22 protein-coding genes are annotated in these 26,485 nt (G+C 71.8%); 14 read left to right on the top strand and 8 right to left on the bottom strand.

The window, feature by feature from the left end:
- The first annotated feature begins 181 nt into the window (after positions 1 to 181).
- The 3 genes from ACFWWR_RS32520 to ACFWWR_RS32510 all read left to right on the top strand — a co-directional run bounded on the left by ACFWWR_RS32520 (position 182) and on the right by ACFWWR_RS32510 (position 5,724).
- Positions 182 to 1,660: a cytochrome P450 gene (locus ACFWWR_RS32520; RefSeq protein WP_384307000.1), complete on the top strand. Its 1,479-nt coding sequence runs from the start codon at positions 182 to 184 to the stop codon at positions 1,658 to 1,660.
- Entirely contained in the window at positions 1,644 to 2,651 is a 1,008-nt protein-coding gene (locus tag ACFWWR_RS32515) for a (-)-alpha-amorphene synthase (RefSeq protein WP_383870280.1), read from the top strand. The genes ACFWWR_RS32520 and ACFWWR_RS32515 overlap by 17 nt, the downstream gene beginning before the upstream one ends.
- Positions 2,652 to 2,814: 163 nt before the next feature.
- Positions 2,815 to 5,724, top strand: a complete 2,910-nt coding sequence (locus ACFWWR_RS32510) for an ATP-binding protein (protein ID WP_384306997.1) — start codon at positions 2,815 to 2,817, stop codon at positions 5,722 to 5,724.
- 18 nt (positions 5,725 to 5,742) lie between these two features.
- On the opposite strand, the gene ACFWWR_RS32505 is transcribed toward ACFWWR_RS32510, so the two are convergent.
- The 3 genes from ACFWWR_RS32505 to ACFWWR_RS32495 all read right to left on the bottom strand — a co-directional run bounded on the left by ACFWWR_RS32505 (position 5,743) and on the right by ACFWWR_RS32495 (position 10,945).
- Positions 5,743 to 7,206: an alpha-amylase gene (locus ACFWWR_RS32505; protein ID WP_383870286.1), complete on the bottom strand. Its 1,464-nt coding sequence runs from the start codon at positions 7,204 to 7,206 to the stop codon at positions 5,743 to 5,745.
- Positions 7,203 to 7,454 (bottom strand): hypothetical protein, encoded by a 252-nt coding sequence (locus ACFWWR_RS32500; RefSeq protein ID WP_383870289.1) that lies wholly within the window; start codon positions 7,452 to 7,454, stop codon positions 7,203 to 7,205. Before ACFWWR_RS32500 ends, ACFWWR_RS32505 begins: the two co-directional genes overlap by 4 nt.
- 116 nt (positions 7,455 to 7,570) lie before the next feature.
- Positions 7,571 to 10,945 carry a pyruvate carboxylase gene (locus ACFWWR_RS32495; RefSeq protein WP_383870338.1) on the bottom strand — a complete coding sequence of 1,125 codons (3,375 nt, stop codon included), beginning with the start codon at positions 10,943 to 10,945 and terminating at the stop codon, positions 7,571 to 7,573.
- A 211-nt stretch (positions 10,946 to 11,156) separates the two neighbouring features.
- Between ACFWWR_RS32495 and ACFWWR_RS32490 the strand changes: the two genes are divergently transcribed.
- The 3 genes from ACFWWR_RS32490 (at position 11,157) to ACFWWR_RS32480 (ending at position 15,470) form a co-directional block, all read left to right on the top strand.
- Complete coding sequence (locus tag ACFWWR_RS32490) at positions 11,157 to 12,578, top strand: hypothetical protein (protein WP_384306995.1); 1,422 nt, start codon at positions 11,157 to 11,159, stop codon at positions 12,576 to 12,578.
- A 49-nt stretch (positions 12,579 to 12,627) separates the two neighbouring features.
- A complete protein-coding gene (locus tag ACFWWR_RS32485) occupies positions 12,628 to 13,890 on the top strand; it encodes an AAA family ATPase (RefSeq protein ID WP_384306993.1) in 1,263 nt (420 codons plus the stop codon).
- A 362-nt stretch (positions 13,891 to 14,252) separates the two neighbouring features.
- Positions 14,253 to 15,470 carry a VWA-like domain-containing protein gene (locus ACFWWR_RS32480; RefSeq protein ID WP_384306990.1) on the top strand — a complete coding sequence of 406 codons (1,218 nt, stop codon included), beginning with the start codon at positions 14,253 to 14,255 and terminating at the stop codon, positions 15,468 to 15,470.
- A gap of 22 nt (positions 15,471 to 15,492) precedes the next feature.
- On the opposite strand, the gene ACFWWR_RS32475 is transcribed toward ACFWWR_RS32480, so the two are convergent.
- A complete protein-coding gene (locus ACFWWR_RS32475) occupies positions 15,493 to 15,819 on the bottom strand; it encodes a hypothetical protein (RefSeq protein ID WP_384306987.1) in 327 nt (108 codons plus the stop codon).
- A 250-nt stretch (positions 15,820 to 16,069) separates the two neighbouring features.
- On the opposite strand from ACFWWR_RS32475, the gene ACFWWR_RS32470 reads away from it, so the two are divergent.
- Complete coding sequence (locus ACFWWR_RS32470) at positions 16,070 to 16,969, top strand: amidohydrolase (protein ID WP_384306985.1); 900 nt, start codon at positions 16,070 to 16,072, stop codon at positions 16,967 to 16,969.
- On the opposite strand, the gene ACFWWR_RS32465 is transcribed toward ACFWWR_RS32470, so the two are convergent.
- The gene (locus ACFWWR_RS32465) at positions 16,918 to 17,769 is read right to left on the bottom strand and encodes a hypothetical protein (protein ID WP_384306983.1); all 852 of its coding nucleotides are present in this window, start codon (positions 17,767 to 17,769) and stop codon (positions 16,918 to 16,920) included. The two genes, ACFWWR_RS32470 and ACFWWR_RS32465, sit on opposite strands and share 52 nt — an antisense overlap.
- Before the next feature lie 230 nt (positions 17,770 to 17,999).
- Between ACFWWR_RS32465 and ACFWWR_RS32460 the strand changes: the two genes are divergently transcribed.
- Together ACFWWR_RS32460 and ACFWWR_RS32455 are read left to right on the top strand one after the other, a co-directional pair.
- On the top strand, positions 18,000 to 18,221 hold the full coding sequence (locus tag ACFWWR_RS32460; RefSeq protein ID WP_217241925.1) for a hypothetical protein: 222 nt from the start codon (positions 18,000 to 18,002) through the stop codon (positions 18,219 to 18,221).
- Between the two features lie 48 nt (positions 18,222 to 18,269).
- Positions 18,270 to 18,425, top strand: a complete 156-nt coding sequence (locus ACFWWR_RS32455; RefSeq protein WP_383870302.1) for a hypothetical protein — start codon at positions 18,270 to 18,272, stop codon at positions 18,423 to 18,425.
- A gap of 143 nt (positions 18,426 to 18,568) precedes the next feature.
- On the opposite strand, the gene ACFWWR_RS32450 is transcribed toward ACFWWR_RS32455, so the two are convergent.
- Positions 18,569 to 18,991 carry a secondary thiamine-phosphate synthase enzyme YjbQ gene (locus ACFWWR_RS32450; RefSeq protein WP_383870305.1) on the bottom strand — a complete coding sequence of 141 codons (423 nt, stop codon included), beginning with the start codon at positions 18,989 to 18,991 and terminating at the stop codon, positions 18,569 to 18,571.
- A 414-nt stretch (positions 18,992 to 19,405) separates the two neighbouring features.
- On the opposite strand from ACFWWR_RS32450, the gene ACFWWR_RS32445 reads away from it, so the two are divergent.
- From ACFWWR_RS32445 to ACFWWR_RS32430, 4 genes are all read left to right on the top strand, one after another.
- Positions 19,406 to 20,290, top strand: a complete 885-nt coding sequence (locus ACFWWR_RS32445) for an ABC transporter permease (RefSeq protein ID WP_383870308.1) — start codon at positions 19,406 to 19,408, stop codon at positions 20,288 to 20,290.
- Positions 20,263 to 21,003: an ABC transporter ATP-binding protein gene (locus ACFWWR_RS32440; RefSeq protein ID WP_383870311.1), complete on the top strand. Its 741-nt coding sequence runs from the start codon at positions 20,263 to 20,265 to the stop codon at positions 21,001 to 21,003. Before ACFWWR_RS32445 ends, ACFWWR_RS32440 begins: the two co-directional genes overlap by 28 nt.
- Before the next feature lie 49 nt (positions 21,004 to 21,052).
- Positions 21,053 to 22,078 (top strand): ABC transporter substrate-binding protein, encoded by a 1,026-nt coding sequence (locus tag ACFWWR_RS32435; protein WP_384306980.1) that lies wholly within the window; start codon positions 21,053 to 21,055, stop codon positions 22,076 to 22,078.
- A 63-nt stretch (positions 22,079 to 22,141) separates the two neighbouring features.
- Positions 22,142 to 23,218, top strand: a complete 1,077-nt coding sequence (locus ACFWWR_RS32430; RefSeq protein WP_383870317.1) for an NAD(P)-binding domain-containing protein — start codon at positions 22,142 to 22,144, stop codon at positions 23,216 to 23,218.
- A gap of 12 nt (positions 23,219 to 23,230) precedes the next feature.
- Here the strand turns inward: ACFWWR_RS32430 and mltG are convergent, their stop codons facing one another.
- Both mltG and ACFWWR_RS32420 read right to left on the bottom strand, forming a co-directional pair.
- The gene (gene mltG, locus ACFWWR_RS32425; RefSeq protein WP_383870320.1) at positions 23,231 to 24,073 is read right to left on the bottom strand and encodes an endolytic transglycosylase MltG; all 843 of its coding nucleotides are present in this window, start codon (positions 24,071 to 24,073) and stop codon (positions 23,231 to 23,233) included.
- 43 nt (positions 24,074 to 24,116) lie between these two features.
- Positions 24,117 to 25,925, bottom strand: a complete 1,809-nt coding sequence (locus tag ACFWWR_RS32420) for an ABC transporter ATP-binding protein (protein WP_383870323.1) — start codon at positions 25,923 to 25,925, stop codon at positions 24,117 to 24,119.
- Positions 25,926 to 26,017: 92 nt separating this feature from the next.
- Between ACFWWR_RS32420 and ACFWWR_RS32415 the strand changes: the two genes are divergently transcribed.
- Positions 26,018 to 26,473 (top strand): MarR family winged helix-turn-helix transcriptional regulator, encoded by a 456-nt coding sequence (locus ACFWWR_RS32415; protein WP_383870326.1) that lies wholly within the window; start codon positions 26,018 to 26,020, stop codon positions 26,471 to 26,473.
- Positions 26,474 to 26,485 lie beyond the last annotated feature (12 nt).

The following is a 26,485-nucleotide window of genomic DNA, read 5'->3' as shown; positions in this document are numbered from 1 at the left end:
TCTTGGGTGTATTGCGCACCCAAGGTCGCCCGCTCAATGCGTCTTCGTGCTCCTGTGCGCCCCCGCGCACAGGGGATTCGGGGCACCGTCAGCAGCCTGGACTGGGCAGGACATGACTCGAACGCCAAGTCGGTGGACCAACCACCGACTTTCGTGCGTCGACTGAGACAGGTGGTATTCGATGAGCAATGCCGTACCTGAGACAGAACGAGCATGGACTGTGGGTACTGCTCCGGGCATATTCCCATCCATCGGCCACTCTATCGCCTTGTTCCGTCGGCCGCTGAATTTTCTGAATTCCCTGCCGGCCCGTGGTGACCTGGTCGAGATACACCTGGGCCCGCTCCGCGCCTGGATGGCGTGCCACCCCGAAGTGGCCCACCAGGTCCTCATGGACACGCGGACCTTCGACAAGGGCGGCCCGCTCTACAACAGGCTGCGCCCGCTGATGGGCAACGGCCTGGTCACCTGCCGTCAGGACACGCACCGGCGGCAACGCAGGCTGCTGCAGCCCGACTTCCGCCCTTCCCGCGTTGCCGACCACACGGACATGATGGTCCGGGAAGCCGAGTCGACGTGCCGCGATTGGCGGGCCGGGGACCAGGTCGACGTCAGCGCGGCGACGATGGCCCTGACGACCCGCGTGATGAACCACGTCCTCTTCTCGGACTCGCTCGGCGCCGCGGCGGCGGCGGAGGTGGGCGACTGTCTCGCCGTCATCGTCCGCGGCCTGTTCGTCCGTACGGCCTTGCCGGTCGACGTCCTGTTCCGCGTCCCGACGCCCGCGAACCTGCGCTACCGGCGCGCGGTCGGGCGGGTGCACGCGATCGTCGACGAGGTCGTGGCGGACCGCAGGCGGGGCGGCCCGGACGACGACCGGAACGACGTACTCGCAACGCTCCTGTCCGCCGCAGCCGACGGATCATCAGGGGTCACCGAACGGGAGGTCCACGACCAGCTCGTCACCCTGCTGCTCACCGGAGCCGAGAGCACCGCCCTGTGCCTGGCCTCCGCCCTCGACCTGCTGGCCCGGCACCCGCAGGCGGAACGTCGCCTGCACGCCGAGGTCGACGCCGTGACCGCCGGCCGGCGCAGGCCCGGCCGCGCCGAGCTGGCGCGGCTCACCTACACCCGGAGCGTCGTCGCCGAGACCCTGCGGCACCGCCCGCCCGGCTGGCTCTTCACCCGCATCACCACCCGGGAGACGACCCTCGCCGGGCACCGGCTCCCCCGCGGAGCCACCGTTCTGTACAGCCCCTACCTGCTGCACCACGACCCCGCCTCGTTCCCCGAACCCGAGCGCTTCCTTCCCGAACGCTGGCTCCCGGGGCCGTCCGCGGCCGTGCCCCACGGCGCGATGCTCCCCTTCGCCGCGGGCAGCCGGAAGTGCCTCGGCGACACCTTCGCCGTCGCGGAGGCCACGCTGGCCCTCGCTTCCATCGCCGGCCGCTGGCGACTGCGCCACCTGCCCGGGTACACCGAACGGCTGCGCCCGGCAGCGACGTTGGGACCCCGGTCACTGGTGATGACGTGCGAACCGCGTGCCTACGCACAGGCCGGCACAGCGCCCCGTGCACGATCCCTCGCCCCGCGAGCAACCGCAGCAGCCCGCGCACAGGACTCCCGAACGGCAGGTGACAACGGTGTCGACGACGCATGAGGCAATCACAGCGGTCCCGCAGCGCGTGATCACGCCCGGCAGCCTGAGGGATCTGATCGACGCCCACCTCTACATGCCCTTCCCGTTCCAGAGCAACCGCCACGCGGCCGAGGTGGCGACGGGCCTCGACACCTGGCTGCGCACCTGGGGGCTGACCGACGACCCGGCGGTGGCGGACATGATCACCGCCACGCGCCCGGCCCAGCTCGCGGCCTACAACAGCGCGACGGTCGACGCGGACATCCTCCAGATCGTCGCCAACCAGATCGCCTACCAGTTCATCTTCGACGACCGGGCCGAAGAGGTCGGCCGTCGGCAGCCGGGCCGGCTGCTGCCCATGCTGACCGAGAGCGTGGAGATCCTCAGGGACGGCCGACCCCCCAGCACGGCCCTCGGTGCCGCCCTTGCCGACCTCCACCGACAGGTCCGGCAGCGGTGCACTCCCGCGCAGGCGGCGCGCTGGGCGTGGACCAGCCGTGAGTATGTGCACGGGCTGTTGTACGAGGCGGTCGCCCAGAGCGACTCCGTGCCCCTGGGGACCGGGCTGTGCGGCTCGATACGTTCGCTCACCGCGGGCATCGAACCCTTCTATCCGCTGTACGAGGCGGCGCAGCACCGCGAACTCACCCTCCATGACCTCCATCACCCAGGCGTACGGCGGCTGACCCGTCTTTCGGTCGACGCCGCCGTGTGGACGGCCGACCTCTTCTCCGCGGTCAAGGAGCAGCGGGCAGGGGGAGTCATCAATGTCGCCCTCGCCCAGCAGCGGCTGCACCGCTGCCCGCTGCCGACCGCCGTCCTGCTGGCCATCCGGCTGATCAACAGCACCATCTGCGAGTTCGAGTCACTCCACGAGGAGGTCAGGCTGGACTTGAGCCCTGCCGGCGTCGGCCATCTGGACGGCATGGTCGGCTGGATTCGCGGCTGCTACTTCTGGTCCCGCGCGGTGCCGCGCTACGCGGACACCGCGGAAGCGTCTGCCCTTCCATGAAGGTGAGCGGGACATAGTACCCGAAGGACGGACACTCGGATCAATGCCGTGGATAATTCACCCTCCATGCCGTGCTCCTGTCCGAACCCGACCGCCGCGTGCACCTGAGGGCGTACGCTCGGCGCCGTTCTCCGCGGATCAACGACAGGAAGCGGTAGCGCATATGGCGCCTGGGCTGCGGCAATCCCTCACCGAACAGCATTCTTTGCTCGAACGCCACCGCGAACTGCGGGCGCTCGACTCCGCGTTGACCGAGCTACGCGAAGCGGCCGCGGGTGTGCCGCGCACGCCGTCCAGCGAACTCCTCGTCTTCGCCGGTCCGGCCGGCATGGGGAAGACCACCCTCGTCGCCGCGGCACGTGCCCGCGCCGTCGCGCACGGATGCACGGTGCTCTCCGGCAAGGGTGGCGAGAACGAGCAGGGGCTGGCGTTCCGCGTGGTGCGCCAGCTCCTGCAGCCCGCCCTGGCCACGATGGACGACACGGAGCTTCGTACCTTCCTCGGAAGTTGGTACGACATCGTCGCGGTCGCGCTCGGCCTCGAGGCGAACGACACCTCCCACGTGCCGGACCCGACCGGGGTACGTGACGGCCTCGACTGGGTCATGACCCGTCTGGCGGTGAAGAAGGCGCCTGTCGTACTGCTCGTGGACGACCTGCACTGGGCCGATGCCGAGTCCCTGGGCTGGCTCGCCTCCTTCGCGCCGCGGGCCGCCGATGTCCCCCTGCTGATCGTCGCCGCCTATCGGCCCGACGACATGCCGCCCGAGGCGAGCGCCATCCGCACGGTCTTCGAACGTCACGGCAACCGCCCCCACGCCCTGGGGCCGCTCAGTACCGACGCCGTCGCGCGGATCATCAGGGACAAGGTGGGAGAGCAGGCCGAGGACGCGTTCTGCGCCGAGTGCTGGACGGTCACCTGTGGGAGCCCGTTCGAGACCGTCGAACTGGCCTTCCGGCTCGCCGAGCGCCAAGTCGAGGGCACACTGCACGAGTTGCCCCTGATGCGCGATCTCGCAGCGGCCGTCAAGGGCCCCGGACTGCTCGATCGCCTCCAACGACTCGGTACCACCACCGTCCGCTACGCCTGGGCCGCAGCCGTGCTCGGCGGGTCCTTCTCACCGGAGCTCGCCGCAGACCTCGCGGTGATCGGCAACGAGGAGGCCGCCGAGGCCACAGAGCGGCTGCGGGCGGCCCGGATCCTGGCCTACGACCAGGGACCCGGGGGTGGGCTGGAATTCGTCCACCCGCTGATCGCCACGACCATCTACCGGGACATCCCGTCCGGCCTGCGTGTGGGTCTGCACAACGCGGCCGCGGAGGCCGTCCGCGCCGCGGGGCTCGGCCCCACCGCCGCAGCCAGGCATCTGCTGGAAGTCCCCTGTGACGGCAAGCCCGAGGCGGTCGAATGCCTGCGGGCGGCCGCCAGTGAATACCTTCGGGCCGGGGCCCCGGAGGCGGCCCGGCGTGCCCTGAGCCGAGCCCTGCGGGAGCCGCCTCCCGCGGAGGACCGGGCCGCACTCCTCCACGAACTCGCGTGCTCGACGTTCCTCATCGAACCCACCGCCACGGTCGGCTATCTCCGAGAGGCACTGACGGAGCCCGGAGTCGACCCCGACCTCCGTGCCTCCATCGCCTACCGGCTGGCCCAGGCGCTGGCTCACACCGACCGGCTGGCCGAGGCCGCGACGGTGGCCGCCGACGAGGCACGACTGGCGACCAACCCGCGGATCCGACTGCGGATGCAGGCCGACCACTTCGTGTGGAGCGCGTTCCGCATGGACGAGCCCGACTCCCCCGCCCGCTCCCGACGGCTGGCGCGCCTGGCCGAGAAGCTCCCCGGGCGCGGACTGGAGGAGCGCTACATCCTGGGCCTGCGGGCGTGGGACGCGCTGGTGCGTGGTGAACCGCGCCGGACCGTCCTCACATGTGCCGAGGACGCCCTGCGCGGCGGGATGAGCTGGACCGACGAGAACCGTGGCTTCGAGGTACCCGTCTCGGTCGCTCTCACGTTCATGTACTGCGACCAGCCTCTGCGGGCCGAAGAGCTGTTCATCAAGGGCATGGCCGAGTGCGAGGGAAAGGGCTGGCGGGGCTCCCACTTGGCCGTCGGCCAGACCCTCTTCGGCTACATCCGCTACCGCCGCGGCTGCCTGGCCGAAGCGGAAGAACTCGCCCGGGAGGGCCTGCGCATCGCCGACCGGGTCGAAGGCGCCGTACCCGCCCAGTGGTTCGCCATCGGCATCCTGATCCAGATCCTGCTGGCCCGCGGCCGGGCCGTCGCCGCCCGCCGGCTCGCCGACCAGTACCACTACGGCGAGGTCGTCCCGAACGCCGTCATCTACCCCGACCCGCGCACGGTATACGCCGAACTGCTGCTGGCCGAAGGGCGGCGCTCGGAAGCCGAGTGCCTCCTGTCCGCCGTCGGGGAACGGCTGGAGGCCCGGGCCTGGCGCAACCCGTCCTGGTGTGCCTGGCAACTGGACCTGGCGTCCGCCGTCGCCCCCAGCGCCCCCGACCGGGCGGTCCGACTCGCCGAGGACGCCGTCAAGCGGGCCCGCGACTTCGGCGCGGCATCCGTGATCGGTCAGGCGCTGCACGTTCAGGCCGAGGTCACCGGCGGCCCCGCGGCCCTCGACCTGCACGCACAGGCTGTCGAACACCTGGAACAGTCCCCCGCCGCCTACGAACTGGCCCGCGCCCTCGTCGGCCACGGCGCCGCACTGTCCCGGAACAGCCGGCTCCAGGAAGCCGCCGACCGCCTCTACCGTGGCCTGGAAACCGCCGTCCACTGCGGTGCCGAGGCCGTGGCCGCCCGGGCCAGGGAGGAGCTCTCCGCCGCCGGAATGCGCCCACTCCCCTTGCGCTACGGCCAGACGGACACACTCACCGCCCACGAACGCCGAGCCGCGGAGATGACGGCCCAGGGCCATCCGGTGACGGTGGTCGCGAAGGAACTGCGCCTCACCGAGCAGGGCGTACGGCAGCTGCTGTCCGCCGCTTACCGAAAGGTCGGCACCGATGCCGCGGGGCTCGCCGGGGCGTTGAAGACCTTTCCGCGGCCTGTGCGGTGACAGTGGCGGGAAGAGCGGTCACGAGGTGCCCCGAGCGGGCACGGACAGGACGTGGCCGCCCCATGCGTCAAGGGCCACGAACAGGCCGGGGTCGGTCAGTTCGTCTCCGTCGTGGTCGTACGTCCGGTCCGTGAGGAGGTCCGTCAGGCGGTACTCGCTGCCTCGGAGGTCGTCCCACGGGAGGGGTAGCCGTGCCTGGGCCGGGTGGGCGGAGTGGTTGACGACGACCACGTGGCGTGTGTCCTGGTGCGTCCAGGTCCATGCCAGCAGGTCGCGGTGGGTGCCGTCGGCCGGGAGGGCCGCCGGGGTCAACGGTCGCCATGTGCCCCGGCGTACGGCGGTCGCCACCCGCAGCAGACGGCCGTAGAACTCGCGTAGGGGCTCGTCGGCCGGTTCCTGGGGTCTGCGGGAGAGGAACACCGGTGGGCGTACCCGGCGGCCCTCGAACTGGCCCTCGTGCCAGAGCGTCGCGCCGGGGAGGGTCGCGACGGCGGTGGCTGCCGCCTTCCCCCGTGCCCCGGGCAGGGTTGCGGCGGCCCGTGGCTCGTCGTGGTTCTCGAGGAAGCGGACGAGGCCGTGCTGGTGGGCGAGGTCGGCCCCGAGATGTGCGCGGACGGAGGCGGCGTTCTCGTGGCACAGGCGGTCGTACAGCCGCTTGTCGTAGCAGTGGTCGAAGCCCTGCTGCTGCAGGGCCCGTTCGAGGTCCCAGTACGCCTCGGCGACGAAGAGGAGGTCCGGGCGGCGTGCGCGCACGCGCGGGATGACGTACGGCCAGAAGTCCTCGGCGGGGGCCGGTCCCGCCCGGTCGCCCCAGGTCTTGGCGAAGACGTCGTTCATCATCAGCATCGCCATGTCGCAACGCACGCCGTCCGCCTGGTCGCCGATGGACACCAGGGTGTCCACGGTCGCCGTGCGCAGGTCCTCGGCGAAGGCGTTCAGTTGGACCACGTCCGGCCAGGGCGGGAAGTACGGGTCGCGGCCTCGGGCGTAGATGCGGCCGCCGGCTTCGAGGAAGGCGGCCGGCGCGTGGGCCAGGTCGTCCGCCGTGCCCTGGATCAGGCGGTCGGGGTGGGCGGTGAGCCAGGGGTGGTCGGGGGCCACGTGGTTGGGGACGTGGTCGAGGATGAGCCGTAGTCCGCGGGCGGCGAGTTGGGCGCGGGCGGCGGCCAGGCCCTCCGGGCCGCCGAGGGAGGCGTCGACAACGTAGTTCCTTACGCAGTACGGGGATCCGACGATGTCCGCCTCGGTGACGTCGGGCAGGGCCTCGCGGAACGACGCCAGCAGCGTCTCGTCGCGCAGCGCGATGCCGAGGCCGGCCGGACTGCGCTCCCACACGCCCATCAGCCACACGGTGTCGATGCCGGGCCGGGCGATCTCGTCCCACACCTGGCCCGGCACCTCGCCCAGGGTGATGCGGCGCCCGTGACGCTCGCTCAACTCACCCAGCCACACGAGGGTGTTGATCTCGAGGATCACGGTCATGACAGGGGTTCCTCCCGGTCGGGCGCGGACCGCGGGGACTCGCGGCCCCAGCGGTAGGCGCGGGAACGGGCGCCTGGTCGTGGGTGAAGTAGGACCAGGTGTCGTCGTCGGCGCCGTAGTCCCTCCCGGACCGTGCCCCACTGCCGCTCGCTCAGATACGGGCCCCGGCGCCGCCAGGGCGCCACGCCGTCGTCGGGCTCCGCGAGCCGCCGCCGCTCGGCGTCCCGTGCGTCACCACCGGTCGTCATCACCCTCGCTCCTCACGCCCCCGTCCGACCCGTCCAGACTCTGACGGGTCGGGCGGGGCCGCAAGCACCAGCGGACCTTGGGCCGAACGGGTGGAGCGCGCACGCAGTGCCGGTGGTCAGGCGATCTCCACCAGCAGGTCTCCACCCTCCACCTGCTGGATCTTGTTGATGGCCAGCCGGGACACCCGTCCGGCCTTCGTGGCGGTGATCGTGGCCTCCATCTTCATCGCCTCGATCGTGGCCACCGTGGCACCGGCCGCCACCTCGTCGCCCTCGGCGACCGCGAGCGTCACCACCCCGGCGAACGGCGCGGGGACGTGGCCCTGGTTGGAACGGTCGGCCTTCTCGGTCACGGGCACGTCGGAGGACGCGGCGGTGTCGCGGACCTGGATCGGCCGGAGCTGGCCGTTGAGCGCGGACATCACGGTTCGCATACCGCGCTCGTCGGCCTCGCCCACGGCTTCCAGCTCGATGAGGAGCCGCACGCCGGTCTCGAGGTCGACGGCGTACTCCTTACCGGGCCTGATGCCGTAGAAGAAGTCCTTGCTGTCCAGCACGCTGGTGTCGCCGAAGCTCTGCCGGTGTGCCTCGAACTCGCGCGTCGGCCCCGGGAACAGCAGCCGGTTGAGCGTCGCGCGCCGGTCCTTGTCCAGTCCGTTACGGTCCTCGGCGGTCAGCTCCTGCACGGGCTTGGCCTCGGCGCGGCCCTGGAGCGCCCTGGTGCGGAACGGTTCCGGCCAGCCGCCGGGCGGGGTCCCGAGCTCGCCGCGCAGGAAGCCGATGACGGAGTCGGGGATGTCGAACCGGTCCGGCGTCTCCTCGAACTCCTCGGGCGTCACCCCGGCGCCGACCAGGTGCAGGGCGAGGTCGCCGACCACCTTGGACGACGGGGTGACCTTCACCAGGTGGCCGAGGATGCGGTCGGCGGCGGCGTACATCGCCTCGATGTCCTCGAAGCGGTCGCCGAGGCCCAGCGCGACGGCCTGGGTGCGCAGGTTGGACAGCTGCCCGCCGGGGATCTCGTGGTCGTAGACGCGGCCGGTCGGCGAGGCCAGGCCCGCCTCGAACGGGGCGTAGATCTTGCGGACGCTCTCCCAGTACGGCTCAAGGTCGCCGACGGCCCGCAGGTCGAGGCCGGTCGGCCGCTCGGAGTAGTCGGTCGCCGCGACGATCGCCGACAGGGACGGCTGCGAGGTGGTGCCGGCCATGGACGCGACCGCCCCGTCCACCGCGTCCGCGCCGGCCTGGATCGCGGCGAGGTAGGTGGCGAGCTGACCGCCCGCCGTGTCGTGGGTGTGCAGGTGGACCGGCAGGTCGAACTCGCGGCGCAGGGCCGAGACCAGCTTCGCGGCGGCCGGGGCGCGCAGCAGGCCGGCCATGTCCTTGACAGCGATGACGTGGGCGCCCGCGGCCACGATCTGCTCGGCCAGGCGGAGGTAGTAATCGAGGGTGTACAGCCGCTCGTTCGGGTCGGACAGGTCGGAGGTGTAGCACAGGGCGACCTCGGCGACGGCTGTCCCGGTCGCCCGTACGGCGTCGATCGCGGGCCGCATCTGGCCGACGTCGTTGAGGGCGTCGAAGATCCGGAAGATGTCGATGCCGGTCGCCGCGGCCTCCTGCACGAAGGCGTCGGTCACCTCGGTCGGGTACGGCGTGTAGCCCACGGTGTTGCGGCCGCGCAGCAGCATCTGCAGGCAGACGTTCGGCACGGCCTCGCGCAGGGCGGCCAGCCGCTCCCAGGGGTCCTCGGCGAGGAAGCGCAGCGCGACGTCGTAGGTGGCGCCGCCCCAGCACTCCAAGGACAGCAGTTCGGGCAGGGTGCGGGCCACGACCGGGGCGACGGCCAGCATGTCCTTCGTGCGGACCCGGGTGGCGAGCAGCGACTGGTGGGCGTCGCGGAAGGTGGTGTCGGTGACGCCGATGGTCGGTGACTCGCGCAGCCGGCGGGCGAAGCCCTCGGGGCCGAGCTCGGTGAGCTGCTGCTTGGAGCCGGCGGGCGGCTCGGTGTCGGCGGGCCGCGGCAGCTTGGTGGTGGGGTCGATCAGGTCGGGCCGCTCACCGTGCGGCTTGTTCACCGTCACGTCGGCGAGGTAGGTGAGCAGCTTGGTGCCGCGGTCGGCGGAGTGGCGTGCGGTGAGCAGGTGCGGGCGCTGTTCGATGAACGACGTGGTGACGTTTCCGGCCTGGAAGTCCGGGTCGTCGAGGACCGCCTGCAGGAACGGGATGTTCGTGGACACCCCGCGGATGCGGAACTCGGCCACGGCACGCCGGGCCCGGCGGACCGCGGTCGTGAAGTCCCGGCCCCGGCAGGTGAGCTTGACCAGCATGGAGTCGAAGTGCGCGCTGATCTCCGTACCGGCGTGGGTGGTGCCGCCGTCGAGGCGGATGCCCGACCCGCCGGGCGAGCGGTAGGCGCTGATCCTGCCGGTGTCGGGGCGGAAGCCGTTGGCCGGGTCCTCGGTGGTGATACGGCACTGGAGGGCGGCGCCGTGCAGGGTGACGGTCTCCTGGGAGAGGCCGAGGTCGGCGAGGGTCTCGCCGGCGGCGATGCGCAGCTGGGCCTGTACCAGGTCGACGTCGGTGACCTCCTCGGTCACCGTGTGCTCGACCTGGATGCGCGGGTTCATCTCGATGAAGACGTGGTTGCCGTCGCGGTCGAGCAGGAACTCCACGGTGCCCGCGTTGCGGTAGCCGATCTCGCGGGCGAACCGCACGGCGTCGGCGCAGATCCGCTCACGCAGCGCCGGGTCGAGGTTGGGCGCTGGCGCCAGCTCGATGACCTTCTGGTGGCGGCGCTGCACGGAACAGTCGCGCTCGAAGAGGTGGATGACGTTGCCCTGCCCGTCGGCGAGGATCTGCACCTCGATGTGACGGGGTTCGACGACGGCCTTCTCCAGGAAGACCGTGGCGTCGCCGAACGCGGACGCCGCCTCGCGCGCCGCCGCCTCGATGGACTCGCGCAGCTGGGCGGGCTCCTGCACGCGGCGCATACCGCGCCCTCCGCCGCCGGCGACCGCCTTCACGAACACCGGGAAGCCGATGTCCTCGGCGGCCCGCACCAGCTCGTCCACGTCGGTCGAGGGCGCCGAGGAGCCCAGCACCGGTACGCCGGCCGCGCGGGCGGCGGCCACCGCGCGCGCCTTGTTGCCCGTCAGCTCCAGGATGTGCGCGCTCGGCCCGACGAAGGTGATGCCCGCCTCCTCGCACGCCCGGGCCAGCTCGGGGTTCTCGGACAGGAACCCGTAGCCCGGGTAGACGGCGTCGGCGCCGGCCAGTCGGGCCGCGCGGATGATCTCCTCGACGGAGAGGTAGGCCCGTACCGGGTGCCCCGGCTCGCCGATCTCGTAGGCCTCGTCGGCCTTCATCCGGTGCAGCGAGTTGCGGTCCTCGTGCGGGAAGACGGCGACCGTCCTCGCGCCCAGCTCGTAGCCGGCACGAAACGCACGAATCGCGATCTCGCCTCGGTTGGCGACCAGTACCTTGCGGAGCATCCCGGATCCCTTCGAACTGCCGGTGAGGGTCACCATCGTGTCGGTGATACCGCCCGCGTGCCATGAGAGCCAAGTCACTCGGGCAGGGCTCGGGTGGACCGGAGCGGCCGTATTACACCTGACAGACGGCCGCGGGCGGCGTTATGCTCCCCGCGATGACGACTCACTCTGTTGGCAGATTGGGGGACCCGTCCGCGCAAGGTGAGTGCTGATGCTCACTCAGACCGCGAACAGGGACTCCCGCCTTTCCTTCTGGCTGCGCGTGCGCGAGTTCGCCGTGCCGCCGTCCATGATCGAGACTGCGACCGCCCGCCGACACGTCGGGGACTGGGCGGGGGCGTGCGCCGCCGCAGGCATCGACGTCGATCTCCATCCGCGATCCGTGGCACGCACCCATGGCCCGGAACTCGCGAAACACATCCGGGCCGATCTCCGCCATCTGGCTCCCGACCTGCTGCGCTGGCACATGCCGAGGATCGCCCCGGACGGGTTGCTGCGCCCGGGACTGACCCTCTCGTTGGCCCGTTACGACGCTGCGGGGCGGGACGGAGCCTCCCCCGTGCACCTGGTGGTCAGGACCGCGCCGGCCTGGGCGGACGCCGGTCAGCGGATCAGCCTCGCGCTGTGGGACGGATCCCGTTCCGAGGGCGGTGCCTGCCGGCATCCGCATCCCCGGCCCAGCCGGCGGTTCCGCCTCGACCTGCACCGCCATCTGTGGGACGTCCGCAGAACCGATGAGCTGCGGCACCGGTCCGGCGCTGATCTGCCGGCCGGCGACGACGGTCCTGTACCGGACCGGGATCTGCCGGGGACGGTGCCGCCGGGGCGCCGCTGTGCCGTCGACCGGTGGGCGGCCGAGGCGAGGATCCTGCTGCACGCCGAGGGGCGATCCGAGTCGGAGCGTTCCGTGGTCGTGCGGCTCGGGGGCCGGCATCGGCTGGTCCTCGACCTGGCCTCGGACGGGGACGGGGACGGGGGCTGCGCAGGGCCGCCCTCCCTGCGGATCGCGCTGAAGCCCGCAGGCGGTGGTACTTCGGCGCTGCCCGTCCTGCCCGACGCGGCGACCTGGGTGCCCCCCGATCTGGAACTGATCCGTACCGGTGCGATCGAGGTGGACCGGCTGCACCCGCTGGTCGCCTCGGCACTGGTACCCGACCACTCACCGGCCGCCTCGCCCCGGCCTCCGGACCCGGCGGGGCAACCACGTCCGGTGGAGTGCCGGGGAGCCCGGCACCGGATCGGTCTGGTCGACGGTGTCCTGGCCCCGCTGGACCACGACCCGGACGAGATCCGGCGGGAGGAACTGCTCGTCGCGCTGACGGGTACGCCGCTTCCCTGCCTGCGGGCCATCGACGAGGCACACCGTCGTCCGGACTGCCTCACCGGCGTCCGCGAGCGCCTGGACCACGGCGACATCGCCGGCGCGCTGGCCGTCGTAGAGGGCCTGCTGGGCCCCGGGGCACTGTTGCGCGACGGCGCTCTGCGGGACGAACTCGAGGCGGCCGCCCGACGGCGGATCACCTACGGGCTGTTCAGGGCCGGCCTGGTCGGACCCGGACCCGACCGCATCCGCCCGGGTGAGTCCCGTCCCCGTGCACATCGCTCGCACCCACGCCACACGACCGCTCGCTGACCCGGGGACCGCTGTCCCGCACGCCCACCAGCCCTTTAGGTGATCACACATGCCCACATGCACCCCGTACACCCCTTCCGACCTTGCCCACAACTCCCAACTCGACGTCGCAGGCGAGTTGTTGACCCTGCTGCGCGACTCCACCACCGAACCGCGCCCCGACATCCAGCTGGAGGCCCTGACTCTGGCCGTGGCCGCCGACCTGCCGGTCCTCCTGTGGGGGGAGCCGGGCATCGGCAAGACCGCGGCCCTGACCCAGCTCGCCGCGGCCCTGGACCTGCCGCTGACCACGGTGATCGCCAGCGTGCACGAACCGTCCGACTTCTCGGGGCTGCCCGTCATCGGGGACGACCCCGCGGAACAGGGGGTGCCGATGGCTCCACCGGACTGGGCGGTGCGACTCGTTCGGGCCGGCCGAGGACTGCTCTTCCTGGACGAACTGTCCACCGCGGCACCGGCTGTTCAGGCCGCCCTGCTCCGCCTCGTCCTCGAGCGGCGGATCGGCTCCCTGCAACTGCCGCCCGGGGTCCGGATCGTGGCCGCCGCCAATCCTCGGTCCTCGGCGGCCGACGGCTGGGAGCTGAGCCCGCCCCTCGCCAACCGATTCGTTCATCTCCAGTGGACCCACGACCACGAGGTCGTCGTACGCGGCCTCGGCGGGACCTGGCCCCGGGCGACCCTGCCACGGCTCGCCCCGGAGAGGCTGCCTCAGGCCGTGGACTTCGCCCGCCGCGCGGTCTGCGGGCTCCTCACCGCCCGCCCCAAACTCGTGCACCAACTGCCCAGCAGCGAAACGCGCCGGGGAGGCGCCTGGCCGTCGCCCCGGAGCTGGGAGATGACCCTGTGTCTGATCGCCTTCGCGACCGCCGCCGGTTCCTCCCGGGAAGTACTTTCCCTGCTGGTCAGGGGCACCGTGGGAGACGGTCCGGGGCTGGAGTTGCTGGCGAGCCTGGACCGGATGGACCTCCCCGACCCCGAGGCGGTGCTCGCCGACCCGGCGGGTGCCGCCCTGCCCGAGCGGGGCGATCTGCGCCAGGCCGTACTCGACGGTGTGGTGGACGCGGTCCGCAAGCGCCCGGAGAAGTCCCGCTGGGACGCGGCCTGGGCCCTCCTGGTCCGGGCGGTGGAGACCGGGGCCCCGGATCTGGTGGTCGTCCCCGCGACCACCCTCGCCTCGCTGCGCCGTGAGGACTGGGACGTTCCGGCGTCGATCGAGCGGCTCGCCGGAGTGGTGACCCTGTCCCGGCGGGCGGACCACGCGGCGGATCGCGCGGCGGCCAGGGGCGCGTTCGCCGCGAAGGCCGGCCGATGAGCGCGGAACGGGACCGGCGGCCGGAGGCACGGGTCGCGCCGGTCGCACCGGAGGCGCCGGTCGCGCCGGAGGTGCCGGAGGTTCCGGTCGCGCCGGAGGTGCCGGAGGTTCCGGTCGCGCCGGAGGTGCCGGAGGTGGCGGGGGTGCCGGTCGCGCCGGAGGTGCCGGGGGTGCCGGGGGTGCCGGAGGTGCCGGGGGTGCCGGGGGTGCCGGAGGTGTCGGGGGTGCCGCAGGCACCACACGCACCGCCAGCACCGCAGGCACCACACGCACCACACGCACCGCCAGCACCGCAGGCACCGCCAGCACCACAGGCACCGGCCACGCCACACACACCGGATAGTCCGGATAAACCGGGAGCATTGGACCTCGACAAGCTCTTCGCCGCCCGGCTGCACGCCGCCCGGGTGCGGCCCTACCTGGCGTCGGCTCTGTTCGCCCTGCACACCGTCGAGTCGCGGCGGGTGCCGACCATGGCCGTGGACCGGCACTGGCGGTGCTACGTCTCGCCCACGTTCGTGGACCGGACGCCGGTGGAGGAGCTGGCCGGCGTGTGGGTGCACGAGGTGTCGCACCTGCTGCGCGACCATCACGGGCGCGGCGACCGGGTCGCGCGGCAGCGTGGACTGACCGGCCCTGGGGAACGGCTGCGGATGAACATCGCCGCGGACTGCGAGATCAACGACGACGTCTTCGGGGACGGGCTGGTGGGGCCCGAAGGCGCTGTCACGCCGACATCCCTGCAGCTGCCCGCGGGACAGCTCATGGAGGACTACCTGCGCCAGTTCCGGCTCGGGCCGCGTACCCAGGACCTTTCCTGGCTGGACTGCGGCAGTGGCGCCGACGGGCTGGAACGGGCGTGGGACCTGGGACCGGACGGCGCGCACGGCCTGAGCGAGCAGGAACGGGACGCGGTCCGGTTCCGGGTGGCGCAGGGCATCACCGGCCGTCCCGGAAGCGCCTCCAAGGGGTGGCAGCGGTGGGCGGAGGAGGCGTTTCATCCGCCCCAGCCCTGGCGGGAGTTGCTGGGAGCGGCGGTCCGCTCGGCGGCCTCCGGCCCGGGTGCGGGCGAGGACTACACCTACGGCCGGCCGTCTCGTCGCGCGGTCGGGGTGCCCGGCGTCGTCCTTCCGAGCCTGCGGCGCAGGCCACCCCGGGTCTGCGTGATCATCGACACGTCCGGGTCGGTCAGTGACGCCGAACTGGGCAGCGCGGTCCTCGAGGTCGCGGCCATCTCCCGGGCTGTGGGCGGCCGTCGCGACCTGGTCACCGTGCTGCCGTGCGACGCGGCGGCCCGGGTCGTGCACCCGTTGTGCCGCGGTGAGGGCATACCGCTGATGGGCGGTGGGGGCACGGATCTGCGCACCGGCTTCGCCAGGGCGCTGCGAACGCGTCCCCGGCCCGATGTCGTCGTGGTCCTGACCGACGGCCAGACGCCCTGGCCGGACACCCGGCCACCGTGCCGGGCGGTGGTGGGTCTGTTCCCCCGGCAGCACGCGGGCGGCTCGGGCAACGAGGACGATCCCGACTACGTGCCGGACTCGCCGCCCGCCTGGGCACGCGTGGTGGACATCGGCTAGGCGCCGGCTGCCCCGTCCTTCTTCAGGTCCTGGTGGACGGGCGCAGCGCCGCGGACGGGCCGCGGGGCGGGGTGAGGGCGTTCCCGAGAGCGCGCACCGTGTGTACTGGGAGCAGTGCGCCGTGCTCCTTGGCGACACTCTGTGCGCTCCTTGGCGACACGCTGCGCGGATCCGGACCCGGTACGTAGCCGGGGGCGCCCGAGGGCGTGGCCGCGCCGGTGTCGGCGTCCAGGACGGGCGCCGCCCATCTCCCGCCGACGCGTCTGGCGACGGCCGCCTCGAGCTCGAATCTCCGCCGGAACACGGGGTGTTGGGCGAACGGTGCCTGCACCACCTTCACGGCGACCATACGACCGCCCCCGGAGCGGGCGAGACACACGCGGCCCAGTTGTGGACGCGTCCACCCGGCCAACCCTGGGCCAGGGGGTGGCGGTGGGTGTGGCGGGACGGGAGATGCAGGAGAGTAATGACTGTCGGGGCGATCGTGCCCCGGCCGGGCGACGACCGGCCCCGCGGGGTGGACGTGGAGACGGTGAGCCACGACATCCTGGAGTCCGACGACGTCCGAGCGCACTTCGCGCCTTGGTGGGAGGAGCGTCATGACCAACGTCGACGTACACCAGCATCTGTGGAGCCCGCCGCTGGTGGCGGCCCTGCGGTCCCGCCACGAACCGCCCTTCCTGGACGGCTGGACGCTCTTTTTGGACGGTGAGCCGCCTTTCGAGATCTCTCCCGCCGACCACGACGTCGCCCGGCGTGCGGATCTCGCCGCCACCGACGGCCTCGGCCGGGTGCTCGTCTCGCTGTCCGCCCCGATCGGCGTGGAGTGGCTGCCCGCGGCGGAGGCGCGGCCGCTCCTCGACGCCTATCACGAGGGCACGGCCGCGCTTCCCGAGCCGTTCGGCGGCTGGGCCGCCGCCTGTGTACGGGACATCGACCCGAACGCGACAGCCAGGGATCTCGACCTGGGGTTCGCCGGACTCCAGCTCCCTGCGAACGCCCTTGCCGACGCGGCCGGTTACGCGCGGTGCGCGCCGCTGCTCGACCTCCTCGAAGAGCGCGACCTCCCGCTGTTCGTCCACCCCGGGCCCGCGGCCGGCGGGTCCGACGGACCAGGCTGGTGGCCCGCGATGGTGCCCTACGTCCAGCAGATGCACGCCGCCTGGTTCGCCTTCCGTGCCTTCGGCCGACCGCGCCATCCGCGCCTGCGGGCGTGCTTCGCGCTGCTGGCCGGGCTCGCCCCGCTGCACGCCGAACGCTTCGCGGCCCGGGGCGGCGGCCAGGAGGAGGTGGACCCGGGCGTGTTCGTGGAGACGTCGTCGTACGGGCCGCGCGCCGTCGACGCGATCGTCCGCGTCCTGGGGGTGGACGCCGTGGTCCAGGGTTCGGACCGGCCCTACGCGGAGCCGCCGCAACATCCCGGCTTCGGTCTCGGCGGAGCCGCGGCCTACGCCTTCCGCATCGCCAATCCGCGGCGGCTGCTCACCGGAAAGGACTGAACGCCCCGCGGACCAGCGCAGGGGCCGGATGGGGATTCGCACGGATGGGCTGTGCGAATCCCGTGCGCCCGGCCGCTGATGGACGAAGGCTGTCTGTGTCCCCCCGGCTCTGCCATCGTGCGAGGTGACAGCCACCAGGAGAGCGGCCTGAACACCCCGCCCGCCCGCTTCCCCGCCCGGCGCCGCTCCCCTCGCTCTCGGTAGCGGGCGGTCGTCCTCGCCGAGGAGGCCATCGCCGAGCAGGTGGGCACAGTGGCCGACGGCTGCGGGACATGACCGCCTGTGGGGCCGAGGAGCCCGTACGCGGCCGTGTCGGCGCCCGCGTCGACGAGGCGGCGACGCGGCCACCCCCTGGCCGGCTCACCGCGCTGCGTACCGCCGTGCTGGGCGTCGGCGGCCGGCTGCCGGTCGTGCTCATCCTGGCCGGGGCCCCATGGCTGGTCCGGGGCGGAGTGACGGCCGGCGCGATCCTGGGCGCTGACCTGCGTGTCACGGGGTCGCCGAGCCGGCCACCGCAGGGTCCGGCGCTCCCGCAGCCACGTGGCCAGTTCCTGCGAGGTGCCGGGCACCCTGTCCGCACCGCCGTCGATGTCGATGACGATGGCGATGGCGTCGGGCCGGTACGACAGCGCCCGGGTGACCGTCCGGCCGTGCCCCGGTGACGCCGCGACCACCTCGATGTCCTGCTCACGTGACAGCAGGGCCGCCGGCGCCCCGCGCACCAGGTTCGTCTCCTCGACGAGAGGCACACGGATCAACATCGCCCCGGCCCGGCCGTACGCGGCCCTTCTCGCGGACACGCCCCGGACGGCTCCGACGACGCCACAGGAAGTATTTCCGGCTATGCACCCGATCACCGGAAACATCCCGATCCGCCCACCCGACAAGTCGGCGAGCGGCCCTGCGCACGGCCGTAGAAGGCCGCGCCGCCCGTCATGTGATCTTCGGCGGGCAGATTTTTGCTGATCGATCATGGCAAGTGGCAGCAGCACGCCGGTTGCGCCGATCCAGCAGGCGCATACTGGTGACAATGACAAAGTCACCCGTGCCCAAGCGTCATCTGCCGACCAGCCCGTTCCTGGCCCCGGCCTCACCCCCGTCCAAGCAGTTCGTCGTAGGAAGCCGAGTCACACACGACGTGTATGGCCTCGGCCGCGTGACCGCCGTCGAGGAGGGAATCGCGGTTGTCGTCGACTTCGGTTCACTCGAAGCGCGGATCATGAGCCCGTACAACAAGTTGACTAATCTTTAGACGGCCCCTGCGCACACAAGCGGCACCGCTCCGCTTGGCATGCCCGCAATGAAAGTGAGACGTCTCATCGCTACGATCCCGCTGTTCTCCGACCCGGAGCCGACCCAGTTCCACGCCACGGCCGTATCGCCGCCCCCGAACAGGGATCCCTTCCAGGCGGCCCCGGATGTGGAGGAGGACACCTCCGAAGCCCTGGCTGAGTGATCGGCCTCTCTCGCAGTCGGCTTCGGGTGGCGGCGGTGATGTGATTCTCATCACCGCGAGCCCGGAAGTTCTGTGCTGCGAACACCCGCAAGGTGCCCGTCCTGCTGGGCGGATGTGACCCGGCCGCCCCAGCACGAGCTTGCTCACCCCAGGAAGCTCAGCCGCACCTGACGGTTCGGGTTGTCGCGGTTGGTGTCCACCAGGCACACCGACTGCCATGTCCCCAGTTCCAGACGGCCGTTCAGCACGGGCAGGGTGGCGTGCGGCGGGACGACCGCGGGCAGGACGTGGTCGCGGCCGTGGCCGGGGCTGCCGTGGCGGTGCTGCCAGCGATCGTCCGCGGGCAGGAGGGTGTGCAGGGCGGCGAGGAGGTCGTCGTCGCTGCCGGCACCCGTTTCGATGATCGCGATTCCGGCGGTGGCGTGCGGCACGAAGACGTTCAGCAGGCCGTCGCGACCGGCGGCCGCCTCCCCGAGGAAGGCCTCGCAGTCACGGGTGAGGTCGGCGATCCGCTCCCTGGAGCCGGTGGCCACGTTCAGGACTCGGGTGGTGAAAGCGTCTGACATGTCTCCCATCCTGACCCAGGATCCGCGTTTCACACGCGGCCACTCGCTCGCCGCCTGAAACGGGCGGTTCACTCCCCGCTGGAACCAGCGGTCCACCCCGTCGGCGGTCCACCTTCCCTGCCGGTACGGGCGGTCCACTCCGCGAGACGCCATTGACCATGGCCACGCCATCTGGCTACTTTCGCCGCATGTTGCGTTCAGCCCTGCTCACCACGCGCGGTCACATCGACCTGCTGCGGGTGGCATCCGCCGCGTGTCGCCGCGGCTGCTGACGCCCCCTTTCTGCCTTCTCGCCGTTCCTCGGCCGCCCTTCGCCCGTGCCTCAGTGCCCCCGCACGCTCTGACCCACCGGTGATGTCGCGGCACTGAGACGCGCCTCCTCTCCCCCGGACGCTCACCTCCCATGGAGCTCTCATGAGCATCAGCCATGCCCCGCCCGGCTCACGGAAACCCGATATTTCCCCTATAGCGCCTGAAAACGCCACGGCACCGGACCTGAACCTCGAACCCATCCTCCCCAGCTCCTCCCGCCGCACCCGCGTCCCCCGCTGGCTGCGCCGCACCACCGGCCCGCTCCTGCTGCTCGCCCTGTGGCAACTCCTCAGCAGTACCGGCGTGTTGACCGCCGACGTGCTCGCCTCGCCGGGCCGGATCGCCGAGGTCGCCCGGGATCTGGTCGCCGACGGTTCACTGGGCTCCGCCATGGCCACCTCGTTGCAGCGCGTGGCGGTCGGACTGCTGCTGGGCACTGTCGTCGGTACCGGACTCGCCCTCGTCTCCGGCCTGTTCCGGATCGGCGAGGACCTGGTGGACGCGCCCGTCCAGATGCTGCGGACCGTGCCCTTCGTGGGCCTGATCCCGCTGTTCATCATCTGGTTCGGCATCGGCGAGGCTCCGAAGGTCGCCATCATCACGCTCGGCGTGACGTTTCCGCTCTACCTCAACGTGTACGCCGGCATCCGTGGCGTCGACGCCCAGCTGATCGAGGCCGGGGAATCCCTCGGCCTGTCGCGGTGGGGTCTCGTGCGGCACGTCGTCCTGCCGGGCGCGCTGCCCGGGGCCATGACCGGCCTGCGCTACTCCCTCGGCATCGCCTGGCTGGCCCTCGTCTTCGCTGAGCAGATCAACGCGGACTCCGGGATCGGCTTCCTCATGGTGCAGGCGCGCGACTTCCTGCGGACCGACGTGATCGTCGTCTGCCTGATCGTCTACGCCTTCCTCGGCCTGCTGGCCGACTTCGTCGTCCGTACCCTCGAAAGGCTGCTGCTGCAATGGCGACCGACGTTCACCGGCCGGTAAGCACACGATCGGCCGTACGCGTCGAGGGGCTGACCCGCTCCTTCGACGGCCGCCCGGTCATCGACAACCTCCAACTGGACCTCCGCCAGGGCGAGTTCGTCGCCCTCATCGGCCGCAGCGGCTGCGGCAAGTCCACGCTGCTGCGCATTCTCGCCGGCCTCGACCGGGACATCGAGGGCACCGTCCTGGTGCCGCGACGCAAGGCCGTCGCCTTCCAGGCGCCGCGTCTGATGCCGTGGAAGAAGGTGTGGCGCAACGTGCTGCTCGGACTGCCCGGCAAGCCCGGACGCGCCGTGGCCGAGCAGGCTCTCACCGAGGTCGGCCTGAGCCACCGGTCCGACGCCTGGCCCAAGACGCTCTCCGGCGGCGAGGCACAACGCGCCTCGCTGGCCCGTGCCTTGGTCCGCGAACCCGATCTGCTGCTGCTCGACGAGCCGTTCGGCGCGCTCGACGCACTCACCCGCATCAAGGCCCAGCGCCTGGTGGGCGAGTTGTGGCAGCGCCGGGGATGTGCCGTGCTGCTCGTGACGCACGACGTCGAGGAGGCGGTCCTGCTCGCCGACCGCGTCCTGGTCATGGACGACGGAGTCATCGCGCACGAGCAGGAGATCGGCCTGGACCGCCCCCGTGACATCACCGACCCGCGCTTCGCCGAACTGCGCGCCGGCCTCCTGGAGCGTCTGGGCGTCGACACCGCCGCCGAAGCCGCCTGAACTCCCTCCGCCCTCCCCGCCACCCTCAGTCATCCAGAACGGAACCACCATGCGACGACGCCTCGCCCCCGCCGCACTGCTCCTCCCTCTCGCCCTGCTGCTCACCGCCTGCGGCGGGAACTCGGCCGCCTCGACGGGTGGCGACACCGACGGCCAGGGCTCACTGACGCTGAACGTCGGTGACCAGAAGGGCGGTTCGGAGGCCATCCTGCGCGCCGCCGGCGAGCTGAAGAACCTCGACTACAGGATCAAGTGGTCCACGTTCACCTCCGGCCCGCCGCTGTTGGAGGCCGTCAACGCGAAGGCCGTCGACATCGGCGGCGTCGGCAACACCCCGCCGGTCTTCGCGGCCGGCGCCGGTTCGAAGATCACGGTCGTGTCCGCCTGGCACGGCACCTCCAAGGGCGACGCCATCCTCGTACCGAACAGCTCGAAACTGACCGGGCCCGAGGACCTCAAGGGCAGGTCGGTCGCCGTGGCGCAGGGTTCCTCCGCGCACTACCAGCTGGTCGCCTCCCTCAAGTCGGCCGGGCTGAGCCTCGGCGACATCAAGGTCAAGTACCTCCAGCCGGCCGACGCGCTGGCCGCGTTCACCTCCGGCAAGGTCGACGCGTGGGCGGTCTGGGACCCGTACACCTCGCAGATCCTTCAAGCCGGACAGGGGCGCGTCCTGACGACCGGCGAGGGCGTGACCAACGGGCTGACCTTCCAGGTGGCGGCGCCCGGCGCGCTGAAGGACAAGAAGAAGACCGCGGCGATCAAGGACTACCTGGAGCGGCTGCGGAGGGCGACCGCCTGGGTCCACGACCACCAGGAGGAGTGGGCGAAGGTCTGGGCGAAGGACACCGGGCTGCCCTACGAGGTGGCCCTGGCCTCGGTTCGGCGCACCAACTCGACGCGAATCTCCGTCGCCGTCGACAAGCCGCTCATCGCCTCCGAACAGGAGATCGCCGACGCGTTCACCGAGCTGAAGCTGATCCCGCGCAAGGTCGACTTCGGCGCCTTCGTGGACCCGCGGTTCAACGGCGACCTGCCGGCCTCGACCACGCCGGCCCGCACCGCCGGCGGCTCCTGAAGGGACGGGCGGCCGTGCCCGTCCCTCGGGAAGATCCACGACCGCTTCCCTGTTAGTAGAACCGTGAACAACACGCGTGAGGTCGATGTGGTCGTCATCGGCGCCGGTCAGGCCGGACTGGCCGGCGCCTATCACCTGCGGCGCACCGGCTTCGAGCCGGACCGTGACTTCGTGGTGCTCGACCACTCCCCCGGGCCCGGCGGCGCCTGGCAGTTCCGGTGGCCCTCACTGACGTACGGCAAGGTGCACGGGATGCACTCCCTGCCCGGCCTGGAACTCACGGACGGCGATCCGGCTCGGCCGTCCTCCGAGGTCGTCGCCGACTACTTCGCCACCTACGAGCGCACCTTCGACCTGCGCGTGCGGCGGCCCGTCGACGTGCGTGCCGTGCGCGAGGGCGCCGGCGGGCGGCTGCTCGTCGAGACGTCGGCCGGGACCTGGGCGACGCGGGCGCTGATCAACGCGACCGGGACCTGGGACCGGCCGTTCTGGCCGCGCTACGCGGGCCAGGAGACCTTCCGGGGCCGGCAGTTGCACACCGCGCAGTACCCGGGGCCCGAGGAGTTCGCCGGGCAGCGGGTCGTGGTGGTGGGCGGAGGCGCGTCCGGCACCCAGCATCTGCTGGAGATCGCCCCGTACGCGGCCGCCACCACCTGGGTCACCCGGCGGCCGCCCGTCTTCCGCGAGGGCCCCTTCGACGAGGACGCGGGCCGCGCGGCGGTCGCGCTCGTCGAGGAGCGGGTGCGGCAGGGCCTGGCGCCGAGCAGCGTGGTCTCGGCGACCGGACTGCCGCTCAACGACGCGGTCCGGCAGGGGATCGAGGACGGGGTCCTGGAGCGGCTGCCGATGTTCGACCGGGTCACACCCGAGGGCGTGGAGTGGAACGACGGGCGGCGCGTGCGCGCCGACGTCATCCTGTGGGCGACCGGCTTCCGGGCCGCCATCGACCATCTGGCGCCGCTGAAGCTGCGCGAGCCCGGCGGCGGCATCCGGGTCGACGGCACGCGTGCCGTCACCGATCCGCGGATCCACCTCGTCGGCTACGGCCCGTCGGCGAGCACCATCGGCGCCAACCGGGCGGGCCGTGCGGCCGTGCGCGACATCAGGCGGCTGCTGGCCCAGGAGCCGGTCGCCGCGTGAGGTGCCCCGCGGTCAGCGGGTCGTCTGCGGGCTCGCCTTCCGGTGGGCGTTGAACTCCGCCACGTTGCGCTGGTGCTCGGCGTAGTCGGCGGTGAAGCGGGTGTCGCCGGGCTTGACCGTGACGAAGTACAGCCAGTCACCCGGGGTCGGGTTGATCGCGGCGCGCACCGCGTCCTCGCCCGGGTTGTCGATGGGGGTCGGCGGCAGGCCCATGCGCTGGTACGAGTTGTAGGGGCTCTCGATCCGCGTGTCGGCGGCGGTGGTCTTCAGCGTGAAGCGGTTCAGCGCGTAGTTGAGGGTGGAGTCCATCTGCAGCGGCATGCCGCGCTCCAGGCGGTTGAAGACGACCCTGGCCACCTTGCCCATGTCGGCCTTGGTGGCCGCCTCGGCCTGGACGATGCTCGCGATGGTGACCGCCTGGTAGACGTTCATCGCGTTGCGCTGCGCGCCCGCCGCGATCGGAGCGCCGTTGAACTTCCGGTTCGCGGTGTCGACCATGAACGCCAGGAGCGCCTCGGGCGTCACCTTCTCCCGGAGCGGATATGTCGCCGGGAAGAGGTAGCCCTCCGGGTTGCCCTCCGCGTCGGTCGGCAGCTTCAGGTCGGCCTTGGCCAGGGACTTCCTGGCACTGCCGGCGGGCAGGGCGAGGGCCTTGTCGACCGCGTCGTAGACCTGGCCGGCCCGCCAGCCCTCCGGGATCATCAGCGTCCTGGGCTTCGTCTCCGCGTCACCGCCCAGGCTCAGCAGCGGCACCGCCACGGCGGCGCCGGCCACGACGGCCGCGGTCGCGATGAGGGCGACCCGGCCCCGGCGCGTCAGTCGAATCGTGCTCCGTGGCGGAGTGTTCGTGTGCATGCGGGCACGGTAACCCGCTAAAGCACACAAACCCGGCATATCGTCATCTTGTCGGCTCCAGTCGGGCGTCCTGGCGGACCAGCGCCGCATACCGCCCGCCCAGCTCCAACAGCTCCTCGTGCGTGCCCCGTTCGGCGACGTGCCCGGCCTCCAGGACCACGATCTGGTCGGCACCCCGAATGGTGGACAGCCGGTGCGCGATGGTGAGCGTGGTGCGGTTGGCGGAGAGCGCGTCGATGGCGTCCTGGACGGCGTGTTCGGTGCCGGTGTCCAGGGCGCTGGTCGCCTCGTCGAGGATCAGCACGGGTGGGTCGCGCAGGATCGTGCGGGCGATCGCCAGCCGTTGCTTCTCGCCGCCGGAGAAACGGTGACCGCGCTCGCCGACGACCGTGTCGTAGCCGTCGGGCAGCGAGGTGATGTGGTCGTGGATCTGGGCCGCCTTCGCCGCCTGCTCGATCTCCTCGTCGGTGGCGTCCGGCTTCGCGAAGCGCAGGTTGTCGGCGACCGTGGCGTGGAAGAGGTACGTCTCCTGGGAGACGACGCCGATCGCGCGCGCGAGGGTGTCGAAGTCGAGGTCGCGGACATCGACCCCGTCGAGGGTGAGGCGGCCGCCCGTCACGTCGTACAGGCGCGGCACGAGATAGCCGAGGGTGGACTTCCCGGCGCCGGTCGGTCCGACGACGGCGAGGCTGCCGCCGGCGGGGACGGTGATGTCGATGCCGTCGAGGACGGGGCCCACCTTGTTGTCGTGGCTGTCGTAGCAGAACTCGACGTTCTCGAAGCGCACCTCACCCTTGACGCGGTCCAGGCGGACCGGGTGCTCGGGCTCGGTGATGTCGATCGGCAGGTCGAGGTACTCGAAGATGCGCTGGAACAGCGCGAGCGAGGCCTGGATCTGGACGCCGGTCGACAGCAGGCTGACCGCCGGGCGGAACAGGCCCTGCTGCAGCGAGACGAAGGCGACGATGGTGCCGATGGAGATCTGGGGGCCGCCCGTCTGGAGGGCGAGACCCGCGGTCCAGTAGATGACCGCGGGCATGGCGGCCATGACGATCGAGATGACGGCCATGCGCCAGCGGCCGGCCATGCTCGACCGCACTTCGAGATCGACGAGCTGCTCGGACTCATCCGAGAAGGACCGCGTCAGCGAGTCGGAGCGGCCCATCGTGCGGCCGAGCAGGATGCCGCTGACCGACAGCGACTCGGTGACGGTCGCGGCCATCGCGGCCATCTGCTTCTGCCGCTGCGTGGTGATCTTCTTGCGCTCGTTGCCGACCCGGCGGCTGATCCACACGAAGACCGGCAGCAGGAGCAGGGACACGACCGTCAGACGCCAGTCGAGGACGACCATCGCGACGATCGTGGCGACCACGCTGGTCAGGTTGGAGACCAGGGAGGTGGCGGTCGAGGTGACGGTGGCCTGCATGCCGCCGATGTCGTTGGCGATGCGGGACTGGACCTCGCCGGTGCGGGTGCGCGTGAAGAAGGCGAGGGACATGCGCTGCAGGCGGCCGTACACCGCGGTGCGCAGGTCGTGCATGACGCGCTGGCCGACCGTCGTGGAGATGAGGGTCTGGAGCACGCCGAAGACGCTGGTGAGGACGGCGCTCAGGATCATGCCGAGCGCCAGCAGGCTCAGCAGTCCGGTGCGGCCCTCGGGGATGGCGACGTCCAGCGTCTCCTTCAGCAGGAACGGGGTCGCCACGGTGACCAGGGACGCGGCGCCGACCAGCAGGCCGACGATGCCGAGCCGGCCACGGTAGGGCTTGAACAGTCTGAGGATGCGGCGCACCTGCCGGGGTTCGTCGGTCGAGGTGCCGGGAGATGGGGTCCGGTTGATGTCGTCGCGCATGGCTCCTACGGAGGGTGAGGGGTTGAGATTTACGGAGCTTAGCTCATTGTTACCTCTACTCACAATGAACATGGTCCTGATATTGTTCCCGTATGACCACCCCCGATCCCGACGGCGTGCTCGCCGAGCAGTTGCTGCGGCTCACCCGTCGTGTGCACCGGATCCAGAAGCGGCACCTGGAGCGGCGCGGTCTCGGCGTCACGCCGGCCCAGTCCCGCCTGCTGCGCACTCTCGCGCACTGCGACTCGCCGCCCCGCATGGCCGACCTCGCCGAACGGCTGGAGGTGGTGCCCCGAGCCGTGACGACCCTCGTCGACGGCCTGGAGACGAGCGGCAAGGTACGGCGGGTCCCCGACCCGACCAACCGCCGGGTGATCCGCATCGAACTCACCGACGACGGGCACAAGGCGCTGCTGGAGCTACGGGGTGCGCGCCGGGCCGCCGCGGAGGAGATCCTGGCACCGCTGGGCGACGAACAACGCGAGGTGCTCGGGGGGCTGTTGGACACACTGGTGGACGGGGGGCCGGTGCGGGGGCCCAACTGCTGAACACCATACGGC

The organism is Streptomyces sp. NPDC058678, assembly GCF_042714835.1.
Lineage (GTDB): Bacteria > Actinomycetota > Actinomycetes > Streptomycetales > Streptomycetaceae > Streptomyces.
This window is presented reverse-complemented; position numbering and strand designations above follow the sequence as displayed.

Bases quoted from the DNA above. Each gene is read 5' to 3' on its own strand.
- ACFWWR_RS32440 (WP_383870311.1), top strand. From the start codon at position 20,263: ATGGCGACCGACGTTCACCGGCCGGTAAGCACACGATCGGCCGTACGC.
- ACFWWR_RS32505 (WP_383870286.1), bottom strand. From the start codon at position 7,206: ATGACCGTGATCCTCGAGATCAACACCCTCGTGTGGCTGGGTGAGTTG.
- ACFWWR_RS32415 (WP_383870326.1), top strand. From the start codon at position 26,018: ATGACCACCCCCGATCCCGACGGCGTGCTCGCCGAGCAGTTGCTGCGG.
- ACFWWR_RS32475 (WP_384306987.1), bottom strand. From the start codon at position 15,819: ATGGTCGCCGTGAAGGTGGTGCAGGCACCGTTCGCCCAACACCCCGTG.
- ACFWWR_RS32520 (WP_384307000.1), top strand. From the start codon at position 182: ATGAGCAATGCCGTACCTGAGACAGAACGAGCATGGACTGTGGGTACT.
- ACFWWR_RS32510 (WP_384306997.1), top strand. From the start codon at position 2,815: ATGGCGCCTGGGCTGCGGCAATCCCTCACCGAACAGCATTCTTTGCTC.
- ACFWWR_RS32455 (WP_383870302.1), top strand. From the start codon at position 18,270: ATGAAAGTGAGACGTCTCATCGCTACGATCCCGCTGTTCTCCGACCCG.
- ACFWWR_RS32460 (WP_217241925.1), top strand. From the start codon at position 18,000: ATGACAAAGTCACCCGTGCCCAAGCGTCATCTGCCGACCAGCCCGTTC.
- ACFWWR_RS32445 (WP_383870308.1), top strand. From the start codon at position 19,406: ATGAGCATCAGCCATGCCCCGCCCGGCTCACGGAAACCCGATATTTCC.
- ACFWWR_RS32495 (WP_383870338.1), bottom strand. From the start codon at position 10,945: ATGCTCCGCAAGGTACTGGTCGCCAACCGAGGCGAGATCGCGATTCGT.
- mltG (WP_383870320.1), bottom strand. From the start codon at position 24,073: ATGCACACGAACACTCCGCCACGGAGCACGATTCGACTGACGCGCCGG.
- ACFWWR_RS32435 (WP_384306980.1), top strand. From the start codon at position 21,053: ATGCGACGACGCCTCGCCCCCGCCGCACTGCTCCTCCCTCTCGCCCTG.
- ACFWWR_RS32420 (WP_383870323.1), bottom strand. From the start codon at position 25,925: ATGCGCGACGACATCAACCGGACCCCATCTCCCGGCACCTCGACCGAC.
- ACFWWR_RS32490 (WP_384306995.1), top strand. From the start codon at position 11,157: ATGCTCACTCAGACCGCGAACAGGGACTCCCGCCTTTCCTTCTGGCTG.
- ACFWWR_RS32470 (WP_384306985.1), top strand. From the start codon at position 16,070: ATGACCAACGTCGACGTACACCAGCATCTGTGGAGCCCGCCGCTGGTG.
- ACFWWR_RS32485 (WP_384306993.1), top strand. From the start codon at position 12,628: ATGCCCACATGCACCCCGTACACCCCTTCCGACCTTGCCCACAACTCC.
- ACFWWR_RS32450 (WP_383870305.1), bottom strand. From the start codon at position 18,991: ATGTCAGACGCTTTCACCACCCGAGTCCTGAACGTGGCCACCGGCTCC.
- ACFWWR_RS32500 (WP_383870289.1), bottom strand. From the start codon at position 7,454: ATGACGACCGGTGGTGACGCACGGGACGCCGAGCGGCGGCGGCTCGCG.